This window comes from Vibrio natriegens NBRC 15636 = ATCC 14048 = DSM 759 (assembly GCF_035621455.1).
GTDB classification, from domain to species: domain Bacteria; phylum Pseudomonadota; class Gammaproteobacteria; order Enterobacterales; family Vibrionaceae; genus Vibrio; species Vibrio natriegens.
The window spans coordinates 1,369,884-1,391,864 of record NZ_CP141823.1; the positions used below are offsets into that span (position 1 = coordinate 1,369,884).

Consider the following 21,981-nt stretch of genomic DNA (forward strand, 5'->3'; position numbering starts at 1 on the left):
CGTGTGGCGTTGATTCTGACTAATTTGAAACGTATCAGACAAACTATCGTTTACTTAGGTGGATTTTTCAAACTTTGCCAGCGACTAAGTTACAGTATGGTTTACCTGTAAGTGTAACCAGTGGCACGATTTTTACCTCGCCAGGCCAGTGTTTGATTACTTTTCATCAAGCAAGGGACTGCTATTGGAGCGTTGTTAGTTATCTGAAATTATTCTCGTTTTTCTTCTTCTAATCGAGATTTTAGATAGTCGAGAAACAATTGAGTTCGGGTATGTTGATAGTCTAATTTAGGGTAGTAAGCGTAGACGATCGCTTCATCAGCCGTAATGTCTGGCAAAATAGGCACTAATGCTCCAGATTTTAGGTCATCTTTGATCATGACGTTGTTGGTCATGAGTATACCCATCCCTCGCTTAGCGCCATGAAATAAAGCTTCTGGATTTGTCGTTGCAAAGTTGCCGGATAAGCTTATCCGTTGGTTCTTATTGGTCTTAATTTCTCTTGAGGGTTTTTCACCCCATATAAGCACGTTGTGTCGGCTTAAATCTTCGACGCGTTCTGGTGTGCCGTACTTTTCTAAATAACTCGGGGCAGCATAAAACTGAGCTTTGTGTTTGAACAGAGGGCTAGCCTTAAAACTGAGTGAGTTGAGCTGATCTAACTCGCGGCTGATAAAGAGGTCCAAACTTAACTCAGGAAGTTGACCGGGCAATGTGGTCGTCAGTTGTAGTGTGATGTCCGGGTATTTTTCGAGAAAGTCATCCAGATAGTGGACAAGAAACTTCGAACCTACCGCGAGTGTAGCGCCAATTTTTAAAAGCCCTGCCGGCGATTGGTTCACCGAGCGAGTTTCGTCTAAAACGGACTGCCAGGAATCGAGCTGACTTTTGGCTCGCTCATAGAATAGAGCGCCAGCTTCCGTTTGGCTGATTGAACGAGTCGTGCGTTTGAGCAGCTGCACGCCGACTTTGTCTTCAAGCCATTGAATCCGCTTGCTGATGGCTGAGCTGGTGGTATTGAGTTTTCGTGCTGCACCGTTAAAGCTGCCTTCTTCAACGACACGAATATAACTTTGTACACTTTGAATCCAATCCACTGCTTCCTCCTAAGAACTAATTCTTCACGATATGAACCAATTATCAACTATGCGTGTCGAAATATACACTGTAAGGGGCAAGGCTGTCATCGTATGAGAGCGTGTATAAATCACTATCTTGCGGGGAACTTTGTTACCTTTGGCGGGAAGAATGGCTGCTCCCTAATTAGAACCAGCCAGACGCAACGGTTTGAATCTTCTTGCAAGGGAGACACCACCTTTCTAAAATGCGCAGCAAACCGTCTTTAATCGTTAGGTGAAAGAATGCAACAAAACGAATTTGAAACGCTGGTAAAAGAAATTATCCAGCAAGAAAACATGCCTAAAGCACTTGAGATACTAAAAGCTTGTGAAGAAGAAGAGGTCGCGCAAGCGGCTCAGTCTCTTACAGGTCAGTTTGGTCTTGCGGAAGTCGATGGTGAAAAGCGTATTTACCATATGACAACTCAAGAAGATGAGTCTGGTGAAGAGCAAGAGTATGTGGAACATGTCATGAATGAAGGCGATCATTTAATCAAGTTTGCCGCTTGGTTCTTTGAAACCTTCTTTGAAATCAAACAGAAAGATACTTATGTTGCTGCTGGTAAAACCTACCAACAGCCGAAACGCTGAGTTAAATGTGTGTCCAGGTTAGTTAGGGTTGAAATTTAATTACAAAAACATGTGATTTAGATCTTGTTTTTGTCCTTTTGTGGTGTAATATTACCACACAAACAAGAAGGATAACTTCAGGAGAAGGTCATGACAAACGAACTTGGTGGCGCTTACATTGGCCAAATGATTGCTAAAGATGCAATGCACAAAGCACTTCACGGTAAAGCGAAGAAGAAAAAAGCTTCTGCTCTTTCTCGTTTAGTGAAAAAGCTAGCGAATTAATACAAAAAGCCCTGATTACTTAATCAGGGCTTTTTGTTTCCATAATTACTTCAGCGCTTCTACAAACAATATCAATCACAGTCAGTGACCGAAATAGCATAGGTAAAGGTTTCAGACCAATGTCAGACTATGCAGACTGACTCGGTATCTCTACAACATTATTCGGGACTTTATCTAGCCCCTTTGCTACTAACCACTTTTCCAGACTATCAGCACCTCCAATATACTTACTTTCTAGCCAGATCTGAGGCACAGTGACGGGTGTTTTTTCACCTATGATGGCTTTGACTTCCGGGATCATTCTGTAAAGTGCGGCACTGTCTTTCACCACATCGTAATATTGGTATGTGATACCTGCATCATCAAGCAGTTGCTTGGCCTTCTTACAATGTGGACACGTAGCTTTTCCGTAAACAATATTCCCTTTGAGGCTATCTCGTTTAACCCACTCAGCAATAACCGATTGTATTAATACACCTCGGTTTAATGCTTCACCTTGGCTGATCACCTTACCTTCTACTATCAGAATAGGAGCGTGCCAGGCGCCTTTCTTTAAGGGTTCCCACCAGTGGGATAACCAATCTTTGACTTCCAGCTCTACAGGCACATCTGACAGCTCATTTTCAAAAGTATCGGTTAAAATATCGTGGGTTAGCGTGCATTCTCCGCAAGGGATGTTCACTTTGAAAGGTCCCCAGCTTCCTGCCCATCGATAGAGTGTGATTTTGATTGGTTGTGTCATGCGACGCTCCTCATTTCCTTCTCTGAAAATATAGAACTCAAAAACGGGGTTTTTCTTTCAATTCAATGGGTATTTTTACTGTTTGAACCTGTGGTTTAGGCCAAAGGTGCGGCGATTGTTTGTGAAGTCACTGGATTATAATGGATTTTTCTGCTGATTGAACTGTGGAGCATACGCGCTATTGGTCTTTACGCCAACAAAAAGCGCCAATAAAAAAAATGCCTCCCATAGGGAGGCCACATTACCAATTCAAAGGACGTGCCTGTTAAAACAGGTACAAAGAACGAGAAGCACAAACGCTGCCATGCATTTGCAATATCTATATTGCAGTTCGCGTGCCAACTTTTATCTTGTTGAAATATAAGCATATTTATTTTTGGGCTCTATACCTCTTAGGAGGTGTGCACTAAGTCTGTGAAAAATTGCATTAAAACAGGGCAGGGAGAGGAAGAATATGTGGGAATAAATCGCGTAAGTGAATGAAAGTAGTTAAGGAAGGATTGGGAAAACTACTTTTATGAAGAAAAAAATGGCCGACAAAGGTGCCGGCCAAGGACTCGCTCTAGGACAAGAGAGAATTAGAAATCGTAACGTACGCCTAGACGTAGCGTGTCTTCACCTTCAGTAACCAAACCTGTATCTTGAGCTTTCTCTTCATCAAGTTGGTTGAAGTAGTAAGCAAGGTAAGTACGGAAGTTGCTGTTTAGCTTGTAGTAACCAACCAGTTCGAAACCATCAACTTCATCGTTTTTACCGTTAACGTCATCATCATTTTCCTGGTAAGTGTAAAGACCTGCTATTGTCACTTGGCTAGCCACTTTGTAACTTGCTACCAATTCGTAAGCCGTGAAGTCTTTAGAATCATTAATCTGACCTTGTGAGTAGGTACCTGCAAGGTAAAGGTTATCCAGAGAGTAAGCGATACCAGCAAGGATTTGGTCTTCAGAGTTGTCTGCGTCAACATCGCCACCCGAGTATGCAAGACCTAGGTCTAGACCCATTGGCAGAGAGTACATACCAGAGATACCATATTTGTCTTGGTTATCATCAGAGTTTGCTTGGTAAGTCGCTTGCAGTTGTAGAGCGTCGAACTCACCACGGTATGCGAATACACTGTCTTCCTTGTCTGAAGATGAATCGATAACTTGTTGTACGCCAGAGAATTCAGTGATATCCGTCATGTCAGAGATGATTACCGCAGCCATATCTTGACGACCTACTGAGAAAGCGCCTGCATTTGAATCTACACCAGCGTACATGTAACGGTTTTGAAATTTACTCTCACCAGTGTCTTGCTCAGCTTCGTATACACCAAATGCTGAAAGACCGTTACCGATGTCTGTTTTACCTTTAAGGTTTACACGAGCACGGCTTTTATCTTCCATTGAACCATCAACTTCTGCACCGCTTGAACCGATGAAGTCACCGCGAAATTCAACACGACCACCAACTTTTAGCTCAGTGCCATCGTTTGAGTAAACGGTTGCTGCGAAAGATGGTGCTGTTACCAATGCCGACAGAATTGCAGTAGTGAGTGCTGCTTTTTTCATTATCTTAATACCTTATTTGTTATAAATGGGCTTTCTTGCCTGATGTGTTGATGACGCTAAGGTAAACGGTGAAAATGAAAGATAGATTTCTGTTGTGTGATGATTCGATTTCAGTTTTATTGCTAATAAATTGCTGACTTTTCTATATTTTAATCAATATCAGCACATCACTTTACTCAATATCCAAACATCGCCCTTCAAACTCAACAACCTGAATCAAAAACGCTCTGCTTCAGATTGGTGACACAAAACTCAAAATAAGCCGAATTGCTTGATTTTAAAAAGCGGGTATGCGATCAAGTGTCGTTAACTCTTAGAATTTGTGTATGTTTTGTTTTGCAGGGACGAGCAATGGGTGAAATTCAGGTCGAAGAAAAGAAAGTTAAAGTGGGTAAAGTGCTGTGCGTAGGTCGAAACTATGTCGAGCACATACATGAGCTTGATAATGCGATACCAGAACAGATGGTGGTGTTTAATAAACCTTCCTCATCCATTTCCGCAACCTTGCATTCATTTCATCAAGAAACACTGCATTACGAAGCTGAAATCTGTTTTTTAATTCAAAATGGTCAATACGCTGCGGTCGGTTTAGGGTTAGATCTAACTAAGCGCGGCTTACAATCGACTCTGAAAAAGCAGGGTCTACCTTGGGAACGAGCAAAGGCATTTGATGGCTCTGTTGTGTTCAGCCGTTTTGTTCCTCTTGAAGGGATAGATATTAACGATCTGAATCTCGAACTTTTGATCAATTGTGTTCATGTACAAAAAGGGCACGTAAAGCAGATGCTATATCCTCCTTTTACTATTCTGGATGAACTGAGCAGCTACACCCGTTTAGAAGATGGTGATGTGGTCATGACGGGCACACCTAAAGGTGTTGGAGAAGTTCATCAAGGTGACGTTTTTCTCGGACGCTTAAAATGTGGCGACGTCACCTTGTTTGAAACTGAGTGGGTTGCTGATTAAAGCAGAACTCTCAGAAGGAGAAATGCGACCATACTTACAATCGTCGTCATTAACACGTTTTTGGTCAGATAAGCGATTAAAACGGCGATAATGGCGGCGAGCAAAAATGGATTTTGTAAGCTTAGTCCGAGTTCACCTTCCGGAATAAAAACAATAGGAGCCCAAATTGCTGTCAGCACTGCTGGGCTCGCGTAACTCAAAATCTTTTGCGTGCGTACGCCGAGTCGAATTGGCAGTTTTGGCTCAAGAAACAAGTATCGGCTGGTGAATACAAGCGCCGTCATCAGTAAGATCGATAACATAATCATGAGTTTTTCTCCGTAAACTGTTCCACAAAGTATCCGGTTAGCATTGCCAAAATGCTTGAAATCATCAGACTGCCTTCGACTTGGTAATAGGCAAGAGCGACGGAACTTACCAACGCAATGACGACGCTGGCCAGTACTGCTGCATTTTTTATGGTTGGTACGACGATCGCAATAAACGTTGCAGCCACTGCAAATTCAAGCCCCATTTCATTGAGCTCGGGGATCATACTTCCCGCCACGATGCCTGTTAACGTGGCCGCATTCCAAAAAAGGTAAAAACTTAAACCACCACCAAGTGCATACCATCGGTTAAACTGCTTGTCCGAGTGATGGCCAACAATGGCAAACAGCTCATCGGTGAGCAAAAATCCGAGTGAAAGACGCCACTTTAAGGGAAGTGGTGAGATCTTACTGCGCATAGACACGCTATACAGAAAGTGTCTGGAAGTAATAAAGAAAGTCGTTAACAACATGGTTGTTAATCCAGCCCCTGCTTTTATCATCCCCATCGCGACCAGTTGTGCGGAGCCTGCAAATAGGATCGCCGACAACGCTTGTCCTTCAAGCGGAGTGAGGCCGGTATCTATTGCAAATGAGCCTGCGAGCAGTCCCCAAGGAAGGACAGCAATGCTGAGTGGCATCATGGCTATCGTGCCTTGCCAAAACAGTGCGGCTTTTGATTGTGCTTCTAAAGGCAAAGTATTTTCCATTTTATTTTCTTATTTTTCAGAGTTCAGGTTTAATCTGAAAGTAGCGTGAATATGAATCCACGCCTTGTACAAATTTGCTGAGATTAACAATAGCGAGCGTATTGGCCTGGTGTCACACCCATTGCTTTTTTAAAGTGACGATGTAAGTGGCTTTGGTCATGAAAACCACATTCTTGAGCGACATCAGAAATCTTCCCGCCTAGCTTTAGCAGTCTCTTCGCCATTCGTAAACGTTGCTGAATTTGAAAAGCATGGGGTGGGAAGCCAAACTGCTTTTGAAACTCTCTGAGCAAATGAAATGGACTTAGCGCGGCAAGTTTGGCTAATTCTTCCAGCGAGACATCAGCTTGAGGGAAATCCTCTAAAAACTCTTTCACTAATGATACTTGTTTTTGTGCTTTGGTCGACTGCTGCAGTGGCGAGCGGTGGGTACTGTGTTTACTCGCTAACTTGATGAGCGTGCCATACACCAGCGTTTCTCTCAGCAGTCTATTGTCCGACTTTTCTAATGTCTCAAATACCAGCCGTAGCTGACCGGCGAGTTCCGGATCGTACACTACTGGTTGAGGAAAGTAGGGAAGGGCAATGTTAGGAGACGCAAGCTCTTGCCCTAGAGTCTGAAACTGGTCCGGGACTGGGTACATGGCTTTGTACTCCCATCCTCCTTCTGAAGCCGAGTGGCCGCTATGCACTTCATCAGCGTTGATTAAAATGATGCTGTCTTGCGGCGCGATGTGGTTCCCCCCAGTACGGAAGAATTTTTGCGCGCCCTTTTCAATCACGCCGATGGTATAACCTTCGTGACTATGGCGAGAAAAATGCTGCTTTTCGTACTTCGCATCGAGCAATTCTAAGCCTCCGAGTTCTTGAGCAATCTTGAATGTCGCGATTTCCTTATTCTTTTTTTTCATGATGCCTCATTTACTCAGGAGTTCAGGCTGGAGAGTGTAACGGATCTATGGTGCTTATTTTTGTACAAAATTGCTATGTGTTTTAAAAACTGCTGGTTAGGTGCTAAAAGGTTAATAGGTTGCTACGTTATAACTTTGTGAATTAATGTATTGGTGAACGCCTTTATCGCGGAATATATCTATTGTTTTTTGTTATCTCATTGATATATGATCCGCCTCCTTTTTATTGCACTCATTTTCTTTCATGATTGATTTAGTTGTACTCCCTGTTTATCTGACTGCCGTTCTGGCGTTATTGATGTTGCCTGGTCCTGATATGTTACTGATTGCCAGTTCAAGTATGAGCTATGGCAAAAAAGTTGGGCTGTTTGCCAGTCTTGGCAATGCGACCTCAGGTGTCATTTTAACCCTGTTGGCTGCGATGGGCGTCTCCACGCTTGTCGCGATGAGTCCGGTTGCGCTAAAGGTGCTGCACTTGCTGGGCGGTGCTTACCTGCTAAAAATGGGGTGGGACTGTATGAGAGCGCAAGCTTCGTCGGCTCCAGAGCTTGATCAAATGAGTAAAATGGCGACGACCTACTATCAGCGCGCTTTGATGAGCAACTTACTTAACCCCAAAGCGTTGGTGTTTTTCGTTATGTTCTTGCCGCAGTTTGTTTCAAACAATATTACGGCATCATCGGGTGAGCAAATGCTAGCGCTTGGCTTGTTACTTAACGTTATGGGCCTTCTGTTTAATCTGTTACTTGTCGCGTTGGCTGGCAGTGTGGGTAAGGGGCTGATTGAAAATGATAAATTCCGCATGGTCCAACATAAATTGATGGGATTGGTGTTTGTGATATTAGCATTGTGGATGTTGAGCAGTTTCGTTCTGTAACCTTTCAAATGCGAAGAAAATAGCCAGCAATTATTGCTGGCTGTTTCTATTTTGGGAGCTTTATACTCTTACTTACAAGCTTTTTTGGTGGGCGTCGATAAGTTCATTCATCTTCGCTTCTGCAGCTTGCTGGGCTTGTTCATAGCTCATGTTGTCCGGAAAATCAGAGATGACTTCGTAGTAACATTTCAATTTAGGCTCAGTGCCTGAAGGACGAACGATCACGCGAGATTGGTCTTCGAGATGGTAGATCAATACATCACTGGAAGGTAAATCGATCGCTTCTTCAGAGCCGTCGTCATACGTTTTCACGGATGTTTTTAAATCTTCTGTTATTGCTACTTTTTTCCCTGCGATATTTTTTGGTGGCGTTGCACGTAGCTTGTCACCGATAGGTGGCGATTTTGGATCCAAAGCAATACTGCGTTGTGCGTTGAAGTAGAATCCGTGCTGACGGTAAAGCGCTTCCAGTTTGTCCCATAGCGTTTGGCCTTGAGCTTTCAGTTTTCCTGTCAGCTGAGAGAAGGCAACGATCGCAGAGAGCCCATCTTTGTCCCAGACTTTATTACCAACTGTGTAACCCAGAGCCTCTTCGTAAGCGAATAAGAATGGGTGTTGCTCTGTTTCTTTCTCCATGGCGATGTTGGTCAGCCATTTAAAGCCCGTTAAGGTTTGGTAGTATTGTGCACCATGTGCTTTGGCGATGCTGCTTAATAGGCGAGAAGAGACGATGGTATTTCCCACCAGCGAGTTTGGTTGTTGTTCCAGCAAGTAATCACCAAATAGCGAGCCGACTTGGTCACCAGTGAGCATTTGATACTCACCATCAGGACGTTTAACCGCGACTGCAAAACGGTCTGCATCTGGGTCGTTAGCACAGGCTATATCGGCGTCTACTGATTTACCCAGCGCCATCACCATGTCCATTGCACCTGCTTCTTCTGGGTTAGGGAAATTAACCGTTGGGAAGGTACCATCAGGCTCACGCTGCTCTGTTACACTCGCCACTTTCTTAAATCCGGCATCTGCCAAAAGCGTCTCTGCCATATCGGCACCGACACCATGCATGGCTGTGTAAGCGATAGAAATATCGGTGTTGGAATCTGGTGTGAGCAACGCATTTTCGTTCATGGTTTGGCGATAACTCTGGTAGTAGTCATCTTCCAGCCAAACCAGTAATCCCTGTTGTTTCGCATCGTCTAACGACATCAGCGGTAGAGGTTTGGTCGTTGCCAGGTCGATCTCAGCGGCAATCCCCGAGTCATGCGGTGGAATAATTTGCGCGCCATTCTCCCAGTAGACTTTAAAGCCATTATATTCCGGCGGGTTGTGACTTGCTGTTACGACAACGGCTGCGGCAGCGTTCAGTGTACGTACACCAAAGGCAACGATTGGCGTTGCAGCCACTTTATGAGTCAAATAAACCTTGATGCCAAGTGCGGTCAGTACAGAGGCAGTATCGTGCGCAAACTGCTTTGAGTCTGGTCGACCATCGTATCCAATAACAACGCCGCGTGATGTTGCGTCTTGAACCTGATCAATTAAGTAGTGGCCAAGTCCGGTTGCGGTTTCCTGAATAACGAGGCGGTTCATACGGTTTGGACCCGCGCCGATTTTTCCTCGTAATCCTGCGGTACCAAAAGCAAGGCGTGAACCAAATCGGTCGTTGATCTCTTGCTGATCATTTGTGTCGACGAGGTGTTGCAGCTCTTCACGAGTTTTAGGATCGGGATCTCGTGCTAGCCATTGATCAATTATTGCGGTCATGTCTGTCTTTCCTTAGGTGTGGGGGCCTACCTGTTTCGACTTTACGTCATTAATTGCAATTAATGTAAATGGTTATCAATTCCAATTCAAAGAGGGCAATCGATAAACCGAATTTATTTTTTAATTATCGAACAAAATTTATTCGCATTTTATTTCTTGAAGAACTTTAGAACTATAACTAGCCTTTTAACATAAATATAACAAACCATGTTGAAATCGCAGTTTTTGCGATTTTTCGTAAATTTGTTCGATATTTGCATCGGGACGCAAGGAAGCTCGCGTAAGCGTAGCGGCTGAGCAGAGGAGAGATCTTTTGAAAAGATTAGCGACTACTCTTGCCTTAACACTGAATGTGATTTTAATCACATTCTCCTCTTATGGATGGTCAAAAGACAACGACTACAACATGACCAAAGGGGTCACAGCGATCAGTGAGCAAGTGTATGAATTGCATATGCTGATCTTCTATATCTGCTGTGCGATTGCCCTTGTGGTCTTTGGTGTCATGTTCTATTCCATCATTCGTCATCGCAAGTCAAAAGGAGCAGTTGCCGCTCATTTCCATGAAAGCACCAAAGTGGAAATTATTTGGACTGTTATTCCTATCATCATTCTTGTCGCAATGGCGATTCCCGCAACAAAAACTTTAGTTGCAATGGAAGATACCAGCCAATCGGATCTCACCATAAAAATCACTGGCTCTCAGTGGAAGTGGCATTACAACTATTTTGGTCAAGACGTCGAGTTCTTTAGTCTGCTCGCAACCAGTCAGAAGCAGATTGACGGAATCGAAGCCAAAGGCGCTCATTACTTACTTGAAGTGGATCAACCTCTGGTTCTTCCGGTCAATCGCAAAGTCCGTTTTCTCCTCACCTCAGACGATGTGATTCACTCGTGGTGGGTACCTGATTTTGCAGTGAAGAAAGACACCGTACCTGGATTCATCAATGAAGCGTGGACAAGAATTGATGAGCCTGGCGTGTATCGCGGCCAATGTGCCGAGCTCTGTGGTCGTGCTCACGGGTTTATGCCGATTGTGGTACATGCGATGGAAGAACAAGAGTTCGACCAATGGTTATCGGGTAAAAAAGAAGAATTAGCCCTTCAAAAAGCCGCCGCCCAAGAAGCATTAACCCAAGACTTGTCCATGGATGAGTTGATGGCAGAAGGTGAAGCGATTTATACCTCGCGTTGTGCAGTGTGTCATCAGGCGAATGGTGAAGGTATTCCAGGCGCATTTCCTGCAATTAAAGGCAGCCCTGTGGCCACAGGTAATGTAACTGAGCATATTGGAGTGGTTGTGAATGGTCGCGCGGGAACCGCGATGCAGTCTTTTGCCAACCAGTTAAGCGATAAAGAGATCGCAGCTGTCATAACCTACCAGAGAAATGCGTGGGGTAATGATACGGGCGATACCGTTCAAGCATCTGACGTCAATGCCTTTAAGGCACAAAAGAGTGCTAAGGAGGAAATATGAGTAAGCCAGCAGAAAAAGCGATAAAGTCTGCGCCGATTGAAGCGCAAACTTCGGCAAATTCAACCATTGCTCTTGATGATGATCATGATGTTCATCACGCGCCAAAAGGACTTACTCGCTGGTTGTATTCGACCAACCACAAAGACATCGGCACACTTTATCTCTGGTTTAGTTTCACCATGTTCCTGACCGGTGGTGCGATGGCGATGGTCATTCGCGCAGAGCTGTTTCAACCAGGCTTACAATTGGTAGAACCTGAGTTTTTCAACCAGATGACGACAGTTCATGGCTTAGTTATGGTCTTTGGTGCGGTGATGCCTGCCTTTACGGGCTTAGCGAACTGGATGATACCGATGATGATTGGTGCGCCAGATATGGCTTTACCACGCATGAACAACCTGAGCTTTTGGATTCTACCTTTTGCGTTTCTCATATTATTAAGCTCTTTGTTCTTGCCAGGAGGCGCGCCTAACTTTGGCTGGACATTCTACGCACCGTTGTCGACCACCTATGGCCCGGACAGTACGGCGTTGTTTGTGTTCTCTGTCCATATCATGGGTATTAGCTCGATCATGGGGGCGATCAATGTCATCGTCACTATCGTGAATATGCGTGCGCCGGGCATGACGTGGTTCAAAATGCCAATGTTTGTTTGGACTTGGCTCATCACTGCATTTCTGCTGATTGCGGTAATGCCGGTATTGGCTGGTGCGGTAACCATGGTACTGACAGATAAGTATTTTGGCACCAGCTTCTTTGATGCGGCGGGCGGCGGGGACCCGGTGATGTTCCAGCACATTTTCTGGTTCTTTGGTCACCCAGAAGTGTACATCATGATCCTACCTTCCTTTGGCATTATCTCTGCAATTGTTCCTGCGTTCAGTGGTAAGAAGTTATTTGGTTACCATTCTATGGTGTACGCGACGTGCAGTATCGCTCTGCTGTCATTCCTTGTATGGGCTCACCATATGTTTACCACAGGGATGCCGGTGTTTGCCGAAATATTCTTTATGTATTGCACCATGCTGATCGCCGTGCCAACCGGGGTGAAAGTGTTCAACTGGGTTGCAACCATGTGGCGTGGTGCGTTGACGTTCGAAACGCCGATGTTATTTGCCATCGCATTTATTGTGTTGTTTACCATTGGCGGTTTCTCCGGCCTGATGCTCGCGATTGTGCCAGCCGATTTCCAATATCACGATACCTATTTTGTGGTTGCGCACTTCCATTACGTTCTGGTTTCCGGGGCAGTCTTCTCCATTATGGCGGCGGCTTATTACTGGCTTCCGAAATGGACGGGTAACATGTATGACCACAAGCTAAGTTTGTGGCATTTCTGGTGCTCGCTCATTTCCGTTAATGTGTTGTTCTTCCCAATGCACTTCTTAGGGTTAGCCGGCATGCCGCGACGAATCCCTGATTACTCAATCCAGTTTGCTGATGTAAACCAAATCGTCTCTATTGGTGGCTTCGCCTTCGGCCTTTCTCAACTGATTTTCTTATGGGTGGTCATCAAGTGTATTCGTGGTGGTGAGAAAGCAACCGCGAAACCTTGGGAGCGAGCAGAAGGTCTCGAATGGACAGTGCCAAGTCCTGCGCCGCACCATACTTTCACGACACCTCCTAAAGTCGATTAAATGTAGGAGGCAAGCGTGACTCAATCTAATCCATCGAATAAGAAACTGACCATCAAGCTACTGATAGCCACAGTGCTGATGTTTGGCTTTGGGTTTGCTTTGGTCCCGTTGTACGACGTGATGTGCGATGCGTTGGGCATCAACGGCAAAACTAATGATGTGGCCGCCATTCAGCCCACAGGCATGGAACCGGACATGAGCCGCACGATTCGAGTGGAGTTTATGGCGCACGTTAATCCGGATATGCCATGGGAATTTAGACCCAAAGTCATTTCTATGGATGTTCATCCCGGTCAGGTCATACAAACTGAATACCTTGCGTTTAACGAGAGCGGACGCAAATTGGTTGGACAGGCTGTTCCGTCTGTGTCGCCAGGCAATGGCGCGGCTTACTTTAATAAGATTGAGTGCTTCTGCTTCAACCAGCAGCCGTTGGAAGGCAATCAACACGCACAAATGCCACTGATTTTTTACATTGAGCCTGATATTCCCGACTCAATAAATACGTTAACGCTGTCTTACACACTCTACAAACTGCCTCCACAGGAAGGGAGTTAGCCTCTCATAGAGAGCGCAGACCAATTAACGTCTGTAAGGAGAGAACTTATGAGTAATAAACCTGGGACTTATTACGTTCCTGCTCAAAGCAGCTGGCCAATTCTTGGCGCGTTTGCTCTGTTCTTAGTCGCTGTCGGTGCAGGTATGACCGTACAGGGGACTCAAAGTGAAGGTCCGGTCGGCTCGATTGGTCGTGTTGTTTTGGCTGTGGGATTTCTGTTTCTGCTGTACATGTTAGCGGGCTGGTTTAGTAACGTGATTACCGAGTCCCTGACCGGTAAGTACAGCTCCCAAATTACTCGCTCTTTTCGTCAGGGGATGAGTTGGTTCATTTTCTCCGAGGTGATGTTCTTTGGCGCATTTTTTGGTGCGCTGTTCTATGCAAGAATGGTCGCCGTCCCATGGTTGGGAGGGGCGGACAATAACTTCATGACTAATGAAGTTCTCTGGCCCAATTTTGAAGCGATGTGGCCACTGACGACCACGCCTAGTGGCGAAACCACTCAAGCGATGCCGTGGCAAGGCATTCCGCTCACCAATACCATCATTCTTCTGCTCTCTTCCATCACATTGCATATGGCTCACATCAGTTTGGAACAAAACAAACGTACTGCGCTGATTGTCTGGCTGGAAATCACCATTGTGCTGGCGGGTTTCTTCCTATTTTACCAGGCGGAAGAGTACATCCACGCTTATCAGGAAATGGGGCTGACTTTGCAGTCCGGGGTTTACGGAAATACGTTCTTTATGCTGACCGGTTTCCACGGTATGCACGTATGTCTGGGAACGATTTTCTTAATCGTATTGCTATTTCGAATTGCGAAGGATCACTTTTCTCCAAACAACCATTTTGCCTTTCAGGCGGGCAGTTGGTATTGGCACTTTGTTGATGTGGTTTGGTTGTGCCTGTTTGTTTTCGTTTACGTGCTTTAACGCCCCACCTGAAGCTAGTAGGGGCGAGGGTTAGGGTCTATCCATCCAGACGTCAGTGCGATAAGGAGCAGGATAACAACTAGCGCAGAAAACATGACTCGTCGGCCCAAATAGTGACTCATCGGTTTATGGTCACGGTCGGGATTATCAGGATCTTCACGAACCATTTCGATAAGGGCTTTGGCGAGGTTGAATATGATGAATAGCAGCAAAAGGATGAGCGTCAATTTGAACAAGAATACGGTGGACATGGAACCTCCGGTTTCAACACTACTTTTATCGAAGCGGTTTTGGGGTGCGGTTTGTTTAACTGTGGCTGTGTTTTCTCTGTTGGTCAAACTGGGCTTTTGGCAATTAGAGAGAGGCGAAGAGAAACAAGCCCTTGAGCAGACCATTCTCTCGCGTTCTGACCAGCCTTATCAGGCAATGCATGTCGTACTCGATAACAATGATTGGCGTGAAGAAAGTGTCATTGGCGTTAAGGTGGAAGCGCAAGTGACCCCTGAACCTTTGCCTGTGATTTTGTTGGACAACCAGACCTACAACGGAAAAGTGGGTTATCTGGCGTATCAGGTGGTGTCTGTTAGCCAGCAACAGAACATATTGGCACTTATGGAACTTGGTTTTGTGGGGGGAGAGCGCTCTCGCTCTGAACTGCCAGTTGTCAAAGAGTTAGAGACACCAGCTATGGTGACAGGGCGTTTGTACCGCAAATCAATGAACCCTTTGAGTTCCGAGTTGATGCCCGAGCTGGGCGATGCCATTCGTGTGCAAAATCTTAATATCTCTCAATTGAACGAGATGATGAATGTCGAGTTAATGCCAGCGGTTTTGCAGCCAGATAATTTAGAAAACTGGCCATATGAATTCCCGTGGAACCCGTTACCACTAACAAGCGCTAAACACTTTGGCTATTCCGTACAGTGGTTTGTTATGGCAGGTGTCTTTCTCCTACTGACTGTCGTGGTCTTTATTCGTTGGTTAAGAGCGGTCTCATCACATGGAGGTGAAAAATGACTTCGAAAGTAACAAGAGGGCGTTTAGTTCTGATCTCGTTAGTGTGTTTGTTCGCTCTACCTGCGTTAATTGCAAAGTTGATCTTGAGTCAGGGTTGGTATCAGAGTGGCGTGACTAATCGAGGTAAACTCATTGAACCTTACACTACGCTCCAACAGTTAGGTCAAACAGCCCCGCAAACGCTACATGGTTGGCAATTGGCGTATGTGGTGCCCAATCATTGTGAGCAGCAGTGCCAACAACAGTTGCATCTGCTTAAACAAAGTCATATTGCCTTAGGAAAATATCAAGAACGTGTTGTGCCTGTGCTTTGGACATTGGAATCGTCAGACTCGGTAGATACATCGATGGAGAGGATGGTAATAAATGCGTCTGTGGCAGAAAAAGTTGAACAAGGGCAAGTGGTCATCGTTGACCCGTTGGGGCAGTTAGTTATGTCCTACACACCAAGGCAAAACGAAGATTTGGTTAAGCTTAGCAAGGATATGCTGGCTGATTTGCGCAAACTGCTTAAGTTGTCCCGAGTGGGATAGGGGGAAACCATGACACTAATTCGACTAGTGAGAATCAGCTTGTGTCTTACACTGGTGGTGATCATGCTCGGGGCGTATACCCGTTTGTCCGATGCTGGCCTAGGCTGCCCTGACTGGCCGGGTTGCTATGGTCATTTGTCGGTTCCTCATCACGAAGATGATGTGGCAAGAGCCAACTTGAATTTTCCTGAGCGTGCGGTTGAACATGAAAAAGCGTGGCTGGAGATGATCCATCGTTATTTCGCCGGAGCGCTTGGGATTGTGATTTTTGTTATGGCGGTTCTCGCATCACGTTCAGATCGCGTTAATGCTTCGATACCTTTTATGCTCTGTCTGCTGGTGGTAGGGCAGGCAATGTTGGGGATGTGGACCGTCACACTCAAATTGATGCCGGTAGTCGTAATGCTTCATTTACTCGGTGGTTTTACGTTGTTGGCGCTGCAAGCGGTATTTCATTGTCAGCTTAAGGCGCAAGGCAATCTCTATTTTTCACCCTCCACCAATACGGTGCGTTTATTCTCTATGGTCGCATTTGCAGTGGTGCTCTTGCAGGTGCTGCTGGGCGGTTGGACTTCTTCAAACTATGCCGCTTTGATGTGTACCACATTGCCCATTTGTGAAGGCGATTGGATGAGTTACCTATCTTGGAAAGAAGCATTTTCAGTGTGGCAAGCCGGATTCGAAAATTACGAATTTGGTGTTTTGGAATATCCGGCAAGAATGACCATACACGTGAGCCATCGAATTGGAGCCATTGTGACGGCGCTGGTGGTTACATCGTATTGCGTACTTTTGTTCAAACAAGACTCTCATTACTCCCGGGCGTCAGGCATGTGGATTGGCATTGTGCTTATCTGCCAGATCATGCTCGGCGTAAGCAACGTCGTGTTTCAGTTGCCTATCTACGTCGCAGTGGCCCACACATTGGGCGCTGCAATTATGTTGAGCTTGATTTGTGTGAGTCAATTTTACTTGTGGCAAGGAAAAACACAGTGGAGTCATCAAGCGAAAGGAGTTCGCTATGAATAAAGAAATTGCGTTGTCTTTAGAGGGACAAAAGCGAATTGGTTCTACTTACCTAAAACTCACCAAGCCAAAAGTTGTCGCACTCATGCTGGTGACCGCTGTTGTTGGTATGAGCCTGGCGCCTGTGGCTGTTTTCCCTTGGCTACAAGCTGCGATAGGGCTAATAGGGATCGGTTTGATGGCAGGTTCTGCTGCGGCATTTAATCATTTGATCGACCGTCATATAGACGCGCGAATGGCTCGTACTCATAAGCGCCCGTTGCCCTCTGGGGACACCAACCCGAAGTCTGTGGTGACATTTGCCATTTGTTTAGGCGGAGTAGGGTTTGTTCTGCTGTACGCTTGGGTAAATCCGTTGACCGCATGGATGACATTATTGAGTTTGCTTGGCTATGCGGTTGTCTACACCATGTATCTCAAGCGGGCTACGCCACAAAATATTGTGATAGCCGGCATAGCTGGTGCGATGCCACCACTATTAGGATGGACAGCGGTAACTGGCGAATTGCACGGTAATGCATGGCTTTTGGTGATGATTATATTCATCTGGACGCCGCCCCATTTTTGGGCTCTGGCGATTCACCGAGTGGAAGAATATCGTAAAGTGGATATCCCTATGCTTCCTGTCACGCATGGGATCGAATACACCAAAACCTCAATTCTGTTGTATTCCGTACTGCTTACTTTGGTATGTGTGATGCCAGTGCTGGTTGGTATGGTCGGCTTTATTTATCTATTTACGTCACTTCTGCTTAACGCCGGGTTTATTTACCACGCGTGGAAGCTGAAGTTTGCACCGGAAGAACGGAGCGCGATAGAAACCTTTAAGTTTTCTATCTATCATCTTTTTGTGTTGTTTATCGCTTTACTTGCAGATCACAACCTCAATTTATCAATGATGTGAACCTTTGTGACATTCTGAATAGAAAAACGCCGGATTGTAGTCATCCGGCGTTTTTAATTTTTTTATTGAATTTCTAGCAACTCAATATCAAAGATCAGCACACTGGCTGGTGGAATTGGACCCGAACCACCTTTGCCGTAACCGAGAGTGCTTGGTACGAACAGGCGAATCTTCTCACCTTCTACCATGTACTGAACACCCTCTTGCCAGCCTTTAATCACTTGGTTCAGACCGAATGAGATAGGCTCGCCGCGGTTTACTGAACTATCGAAAACCGTACCATCAATGAGTGTGCCATGGTAATGCACTTTTACTTTGCTTGTTGCTGTTGGGTGAACGTCACCCGTGCCTTTCTCTAGCACCATATATTGCAGGCCACTTTCTGTTGTGATGACCCCGTCTTTCTTGGCGTTCTCTAGTAGGAATGCTTGTCCCTTGGCAAAGTTTTCATCGGCCACTTTATGGTTTGTCCAAGTGCGATAAATGAAAAATGCCGCAAGAACAAAAATAATAATAGGAAACAAAAATTTAGACACGTTGGCTCCTTGTCTATTTAGGTTGCTTTAGTAAGTAGTTAATTGTTTCAGCCATAGCTTCAATACTGTCATGACCGCCGCTAATCACCTGATATTTACCGTTGACGATAAAGGTTGGCACTGAGTTGATTTGCCCTTTAGTCGTAATTGCATCAGCATTGTTTATGTACTCGAAAAGCTGTTTTTGCTGTGCTTCGTCAAGTTGATAAGGGCTGATCAGGTTACGAGCTTCAAACGCTTTTTCTACCGCAGCTTGGCGTTCATCAGCGGTGGCTTCAGGTGCCATTTGAACCGCAGCGAACAGGTCATCCATAAATGCCTTATCTGGAGTCGCCTCTAGCTGCATTACCGCCGTATAGAAAATGATAGCGCTGATCTGAGCACTTTCGTTAAACGTAACATGCACTTTTTCAACGTCTTGCTCAGTCAGAGACTCCAGTTGAGGGACAAACTCTTCCATCGAGCGACAGTGACCGCAGGTCAGAGAAAAAGCTTCGGTAACAGGAGCGAGTTGGTACTCCTGAAGTGAGGCTGGCAGCACTTCATACTGTTTGCCTTGTAGCGGCTGTGAATTGCCGTTGTCACATGCTGAGAGTGCTGTCACTGCGGCAAAAAAAGCAAATCCTTTCAAAATGTTTTTGAACATATTAACGCTCGATTGAGAAATTTTCGCTAGTTTATCGGTTAACGATGACGACTAAAACCATTAAAACCGATTGTTACACTAAAGTGAGATGATAATGCCCAAATAGAAATCAAACTCGCTGCTAAAAGCATCATATGGCTGGCACGAACAGTGCATTTGTTTCGATGTTTTAATGTCATTTGACGTTATGCCTGATATTGAACTGACGAAAGCGCTAAAGACAATGCGTATTGAGTCGACATAATGAATAAGAGTTTTTCTACGTTGGGAACGGTATGAAGCAGTGGTTTTTAATTGTTTGTGGCATTCTTGGAGGGTGCGGCAGTATCAGTCAAGACATAGTGCCTGGTGGGAACATGTTAGATACAGCCCCGAAGACGAACACAGAGCTAAGACACCCTGAGTGGGGGTATGGTAATTCATCGAGTGTCATGAACATCGCTGCTCAGCCGACTACGAACGCTGCTGTGGACGAATCCTATTCCATAACTTCACTGGAGATGTTTTTAGATCGGCACAATATTGCCCATGAAACCATCAGTGGGGGACACTTGATGGTACGCTTGAAAGATCAAGTTCACTTTCAGACTGGTTCTGCTCAATTATCTGCACAATCTCAAGGCTGGCTGAGCAGTCTAGGGCACTATCTGGCAGGACGTACTGATGTTGACGTGGTGATCGATGGGCATGCAGACAGCACCGGGGCGGCAAGTTTTAATGACACATTGTCCGAACGACGAGCTCGCGAAGTTGAAAAGCAGTTGCTGGCAACCAGTATTCCACGTCAAAGAGTTTTCTCGCGTGGGTTTGGTGAGCATGCTCCCCAATGCAGCAATGCGACCGCCAGCGGAAAAGCATGTAATCGCCGTGTGGAACTGATGCTGATCGTCAGCGACTAATCGCCGTTATTTGTTCTGATAAATAGAAAAGAGGCACCAATGATTGGTGCCTCTTTTACATCCGCCAATGTTCTTAGGGGGAACTAGGCAAATTCTTTTTCAATATGTGCGACGATGTCTGAAGACTCGTAAAGCCACTGTGTCTCACCATTTTTTTCGATTCGAAGACAAGGAACTTTAATTCTACCGCCACCTTGCTCGAGATCTTGACGATGAGCAGGGTCGTTCTTCGCGTCACGTAGTTCGATTTTTACCGACTGTCGTTTCATTGCACGGCGAACTTTCACGCAGAAAGGACAAGCTTCAAACTGATAAAGCGCATATTGCTTCGCTTTGTCGTCAACGCTCATTTGTTCATTAGCATCACGCTTGATTCCACGAGGTGAAAAAACAGCGTTAAGCAATAATATGATTTTTCCTAAAAACCAACGAATAAACTTCATAATGAGTCCCTGATGTTCAAAGGATGATGTCCTTTACGAATACAATTACGACAAGTGCCGCGCCGGAGACGCAGTCTATCAGTTGTTTACTGTAGATAAAACCATGCTTTTTATATGGAAAATAGTCGTTTGAACCAACCTAAAAAGCCGCCACTTTTGGCTGGATTTGCTTCTCGTCCCAAATAAAAGCTACGCATCAACTCGGTTCTAAACGCGTCGACATCAATACGTTGAATCACCAGTTCATGTTGGAGCGTGTTCTGAGTTTGCTCTGCATGATCGTGAGCCAGGCTGAAATCCATATTCAGATACCCTTGCGTAAAGAGCCACAGGTGGGTAATCAGAATAAGGTCTTCAGCAGATTGATTGGTGAACTTGCTCGCGTGTTCGTCACCCACTGACTCACTGATCGCTATCTGCATTTGTTGGCTAGCGTGCGCGTTTTGCTCGTAGCTAGCACTAGCTTCAATGTGAGATTTAGTCAGCAATCCCAGCAGATGAAGTGCCGGGGCTGTTGATGGCTTATTCTCACACACTCTAGTGAATAGCGCGTTCTGTTCGTCCAGCCAACGTTTCTTTGCCGTCTTATGCTCGGTTACAAAGGGAATCGTTTTGAATCCCATCTCTTGAAACAGTGTATTAAGTGGCGTCATGACTTTGCAGTTCCCTCACCGTTACTTCGATATGTTGATCGTTAATATCAACAAATATAGACGTACCAGTGATCATAACAGAAAGGCTTGCGCCACGGTCAAGGTGCTGACAAATTGTGTCAATGGAGTCGTAGTCAAAACTTTCTACGCTTACCGGAAGCATGGAAAACTTGCCTGATACTTTCTCCCACCATACCGAAGCCTTAGTGTTATAGCTGTAGACTTTGACTTGCTTTGAAAGGCGAGTGGCTTTTTTGATTCGATCTGCGTCTGGTTCACCGATTTCAATCCAGTGAGTGATGCTTTGATCGTCTTCGATGTGCCACAGGTCAGGCTCTTCAATGGTTGATAACCCTTTTGTAAACTCTAAATCGCTTGTCGCATTGAGGCAATAAGCCAATACGCGGGCGATCATACGTTGTGGTTTTTCTGAAGGGTGTAGAGCGATGGTCAGTTTGTGCGAATTATAATAGTCGTTGTTCATATCGGAAATATCGATACGAAACTTATAAATGGTTGGTTTTAGCGCCATATTGTTATCGGTGACCGGAGAGAAAATTTCGTTATAGATAAAAAAATAGCCAGCTTAAAAGCTGGCTACAGTATCAAATTCTTTAAGAATTAAAGTACTTTGATTTGCTCTGCTTGAGGGCCTTTTTGACCTTGAGAGATAACAAATTCTACTTTCTGGCCTTCAACTAGAGTACGGAAGCCGTCACCAGTGATTGCAGAGAAGTGAGCAAATACGTCAGGACCGTTTTCTTGTTGGATGAAACCGAAGCCTTTAGTTTCGTTGAACCACTTAACTGTGCCAGTAGCTGTGTTAGACATGTCTATTTTCCTAAATATCTAAATTTGTGTAATCTTTCGCCTCAACGGCGCTTATAGCGTGGAAAAATAAATTGCTATTGCGTA

General features: G+C 45.2%; 27 protein-coding genes. 13 read left to right on the forward strand and 14 right to left on the reverse strand.

From position 1 onward, the window contains the following. Nucleotides 1–209: 209 nt before the first annotated feature. Nucleotides 210–1,097, reverse strand: coding sequence for a LysR family transcriptional regulator (locus tag VER99_RS20530; RefSeq protein WP_014234657.1), 888 nt, complete (start codon nt 1,095–1,097; stop codon nt 210–212). A gap of 264 nt (nt 1,098–1,361) precedes the next feature. Between VER99_RS20530 and VER99_RS20535 the strand changes: the two genes are divergently transcribed. Both VER99_RS20535 and VER99_RS20540 read left to right on the forward strand, forming a co-directional pair. Further along, on the forward strand, nt 1,362–1,709 hold the full coding sequence (locus VER99_RS20535) for a hypothetical protein (RefSeq protein WP_014234656.1): 348 nt from the start codon (nt 1,362–1,364) through the stop codon (nt 1,707–1,709). A gap of 129 nt (nt 1,710–1,838) precedes the next feature. Then, nucleotides 1,839–1,973 (forward strand): hypothetical protein, encoded by a 135-nt coding sequence (locus VER99_RS20540; RefSeq protein ID WP_014234655.1) that lies wholly within the window; start codon nt 1,839–1,841, stop codon nt 1,971–1,973. 127 nt (nt 1,974–2,100) lie between these two features. Here VER99_RS20540 and VER99_RS20545 read toward each other — a convergent pair whose 3' ends face one another. Both VER99_RS20545 and VER99_RS20550 read right to left on the reverse strand, forming a co-directional pair. Next, a complete protein-coding gene (locus tag VER99_RS20545; RefSeq protein ID WP_020335311.1) occupies nt 2,101–2,715 on the reverse strand; it encodes a glutaredoxin family protein in 615 nt (204 codons plus the stop codon). Nucleotides 2,716–3,293: 578 nt separating this feature from the next. Next, entirely contained in the window at nt 3,294–4,265 is a 972-nt protein-coding gene (locus tag VER99_RS20550; RefSeq protein WP_020335310.1) for a porin, read from the reverse strand. Nucleotides 4,266–4,616: 351 nt separating this feature from the next. Between VER99_RS20550 and VER99_RS20555 the strand changes: the two genes are divergently transcribed. Continuing rightward, nucleotides 4,617–5,231: a fumarylacetoacetate hydrolase family protein gene (locus VER99_RS20555; RefSeq protein WP_020335309.1), complete on the forward strand. Its 615-nt coding sequence runs from the start codon at nt 4,617–4,619 to the stop codon at nt 5,229–5,231. On the opposite strand, the gene VER99_RS20560 is transcribed toward VER99_RS20555, so the two are convergent. The 3 genes from VER99_RS20560 to VER99_RS20570 all read right to left on the reverse strand — a co-directional run bounded on the left by VER99_RS20560 (nt 5,228) and on the right by VER99_RS20570 (nt 7,160). Beyond that, nucleotides 5,228–5,539 (reverse strand): AzlD domain-containing protein, encoded by a 312-nt coding sequence (locus tag VER99_RS20560; protein ID WP_014234651.1) that lies wholly within the window; start codon nt 5,537–5,539, stop codon nt 5,228–5,230. The genes VER99_RS20555 and VER99_RS20560 overlap by 4 nt on opposite strands. Then, nucleotides 5,536–6,249 carry an AzlC family ABC transporter permease gene (locus VER99_RS20565; protein ID WP_020335308.1) on the reverse strand — a complete coding sequence of 238 codons (714 nt, stop codon included), beginning with the start codon at nt 6,247–6,249 and terminating at the stop codon, nt 5,536–5,538. The genes VER99_RS20560 and VER99_RS20565 overlap by 4 nt, the downstream gene beginning before the upstream one ends. 83 nt (nt 6,250–6,332) lie before the next feature. Next, nucleotides 6,333–7,160, reverse strand: coding sequence for an AraC family transcriptional regulator (locus tag VER99_RS20570; protein ID WP_020335307.1), 828 nt, complete (start codon nt 7,158–7,160; stop codon nt 6,333–6,335). A 244-nt stretch (nt 7,161–7,404) separates the two neighbouring features. On the opposite strand from VER99_RS20570, the gene VER99_RS20575 reads away from it, so the two are divergent. Further along, complete coding sequence (locus VER99_RS20575; protein WP_020335305.1) at nt 7,405–8,037, forward strand: LysE family translocator; 633 nt, start codon at nt 7,405–7,407, stop codon at nt 8,035–8,037. A 72-nt stretch (nt 8,038–8,109) separates the two neighbouring features. On the opposite strand, the gene VER99_RS20580 is transcribed toward VER99_RS20575, so the two are convergent. Beyond that, complete coding sequence (locus tag VER99_RS20580; protein ID WP_020335303.1) at nt 8,110–9,804, reverse strand: phospho-sugar mutase; 1,695 nt, start codon at nt 9,802–9,804, stop codon at nt 8,110–8,112. Nucleotides 9,805–10,117: 313 nt separating this feature from the next. Between VER99_RS20580 and coxB the strand changes: the two genes are divergently transcribed. From coxB to VER99_RS20600, 4 genes are read left to right on the forward strand one after another with little or no spacing between them, the layout of a single operon-like run. Continuing rightward, nucleotides 10,118–11,281: a cytochrome c oxidase subunit II gene (coxB, locus tag VER99_RS20585; protein WP_020335302.1), complete on the forward strand. Its 1,164-nt coding sequence runs from the start codon at nt 10,118–10,120 to the stop codon at nt 11,279–11,281. After that, a complete protein-coding gene (gene ctaD / locus VER99_RS20590; protein ID WP_020335301.1) occupies nt 11,278–12,918 on the forward strand; it encodes a cytochrome c oxidase subunit I in 1,641 nt (546 codons plus the stop codon). Before coxB ends, ctaD begins: the two co-directional genes overlap by 4 nt. A 15-nt stretch (nt 12,919–12,933) precedes the next feature. Beyond that, nucleotides 12,934–13,476, forward strand: a complete 543-nt coding sequence (locus VER99_RS20595) for a cytochrome c oxidase assembly protein (protein ID WP_014234644.1) — start codon at nt 12,934–12,936, stop codon at nt 13,474–13,476. Nucleotides 13,477–13,524: 48 nt separating this feature from the next. Then, entirely contained in the window at nt 13,525–14,409 is an 885-nt protein-coding gene (locus VER99_RS20600; RefSeq protein WP_020335300.1) for a cytochrome c oxidase subunit 3, read from the forward strand. A 14-nt stretch (nt 14,410–14,423) separates the two neighbouring features. Here VER99_RS20600 and VER99_RS20605 read toward each other — a convergent pair whose 3' ends face one another. After that, entirely contained in the window at nt 14,424–14,660 is a 237-nt protein-coding gene (locus VER99_RS20605; RefSeq protein WP_014234642.1) for a DUF2909 family protein, read from the reverse strand. On the opposite strand from VER99_RS20605, the gene VER99_RS20610 reads away from it, so the two are divergent. From VER99_RS20610 to cyoE, 4 genes are read left to right on the forward strand one after another with little or no spacing between them, the layout of a single operon-like run. After that, nucleotides 14,659–15,426 (forward strand): SURF1 family protein, encoded by a 768-nt coding sequence (locus tag VER99_RS20610; protein WP_020335299.1) that lies wholly within the window; start codon nt 14,659–14,661, stop codon nt 15,424–15,426. The two genes, VER99_RS20605 and VER99_RS20610, sit on opposite strands and share 2 nt — an antisense overlap. Further along, a complete protein-coding gene (locus tag VER99_RS20615) occupies nt 15,423–15,959 on the forward strand; it encodes a hypothetical protein (protein WP_020335298.1) in 537 nt (178 codons plus the stop codon). The genes VER99_RS20610 and VER99_RS20615 overlap by 4 nt, the downstream gene beginning before the upstream one ends. Before the next feature lie 9 nt (nt 15,960–15,968). Next, on the forward strand, nt 15,969–16,988 hold the full coding sequence (locus VER99_RS20620) for a COX15/CtaA family protein (protein ID WP_020335297.1): 1,020 nt from the start codon (nt 15,969–15,971) through the stop codon (nt 16,986–16,988). Continuing rightward, entirely contained in the window at nt 16,981–17,889 is a 909-nt protein-coding gene (cyoE, locus tag VER99_RS20625; RefSeq protein ID WP_014234638.1) for a heme o synthase, read from the forward strand. The genes VER99_RS20620 and cyoE overlap by 8 nt, the downstream gene beginning before the upstream one ends. A gap of 62 nt (nt 17,890–17,951) precedes the next feature. On the opposite strand, the gene VER99_RS20630 is transcribed toward cyoE, so the two are convergent. Further along, entirely contained in the window at nt 17,952–18,425 is a 474-nt protein-coding gene (locus VER99_RS20630) for an FKBP-type peptidyl-prolyl cis-trans isomerase (protein WP_020335296.1), read from the reverse strand. A 13-nt stretch (nt 18,426–18,438) separates the two neighbouring features. Beyond that, nucleotides 18,439–19,071 carry a thiol:disulfide interchange protein DsbA/DsbL gene (locus tag VER99_RS20635; protein ID WP_020335295.1) on the reverse strand — a complete coding sequence of 211 codons (633 nt, stop codon included), beginning with the start codon at nt 19,069–19,071 and terminating at the stop codon, nt 18,439–18,441. A gap of 275 nt (nt 19,072–19,346) precedes the next feature. On the opposite strand from VER99_RS20635, the gene VER99_RS20640 reads away from it, so the two are divergent. Beyond that, complete coding sequence (locus tag VER99_RS20640) at nt 19,347–19,970, forward strand: OmpA family protein (RefSeq protein ID WP_020335294.1); 624 nt, start codon at nt 19,347–19,349, stop codon at nt 19,968–19,970. Nucleotides 19,971–20,053: 83 nt separating this feature from the next. Here VER99_RS20640 and VER99_RS20645 read toward each other — a convergent pair whose 3' ends face one another. The 4 genes from VER99_RS20645 to VER99_RS20660 form a co-directional block, all read right to left on the reverse strand. Beyond that, nucleotides 20,054–20,413: a glutaredoxin family protein gene (locus tag VER99_RS20645; RefSeq protein ID WP_020335293.1), complete on the reverse strand. Its 360-nt coding sequence runs from the start codon at nt 20,411–20,413 to the stop codon at nt 20,054–20,056. A gap of 110 nt (nt 20,414–20,523) precedes the next feature. Then, complete coding sequence (locus VER99_RS20650; RefSeq protein ID WP_020335292.1) at nt 20,524–21,066, reverse strand: hypothetical protein; 543 nt, start codon at nt 21,064–21,066, stop codon at nt 20,524–20,526. Continuing rightward, entirely contained in the window at nt 21,053–21,598 is a 546-nt protein-coding gene (locus tag VER99_RS20655) for a YaeQ family protein (protein WP_014234632.1), read from the reverse strand. Before VER99_RS20655 ends, VER99_RS20650 begins: the two co-directional genes overlap by 14 nt. 89 nt (nt 21,599–21,687) lie before the next feature. Then, nucleotides 21,688–21,897, reverse strand: coding sequence for a cold-shock protein (locus VER99_RS20660; RefSeq protein WP_005375625.1), 210 nt, complete (start codon nt 21,895–21,897; stop codon nt 21,688–21,690). Nucleotides 21,898–21,981 lie beyond the last annotated feature (84 nt).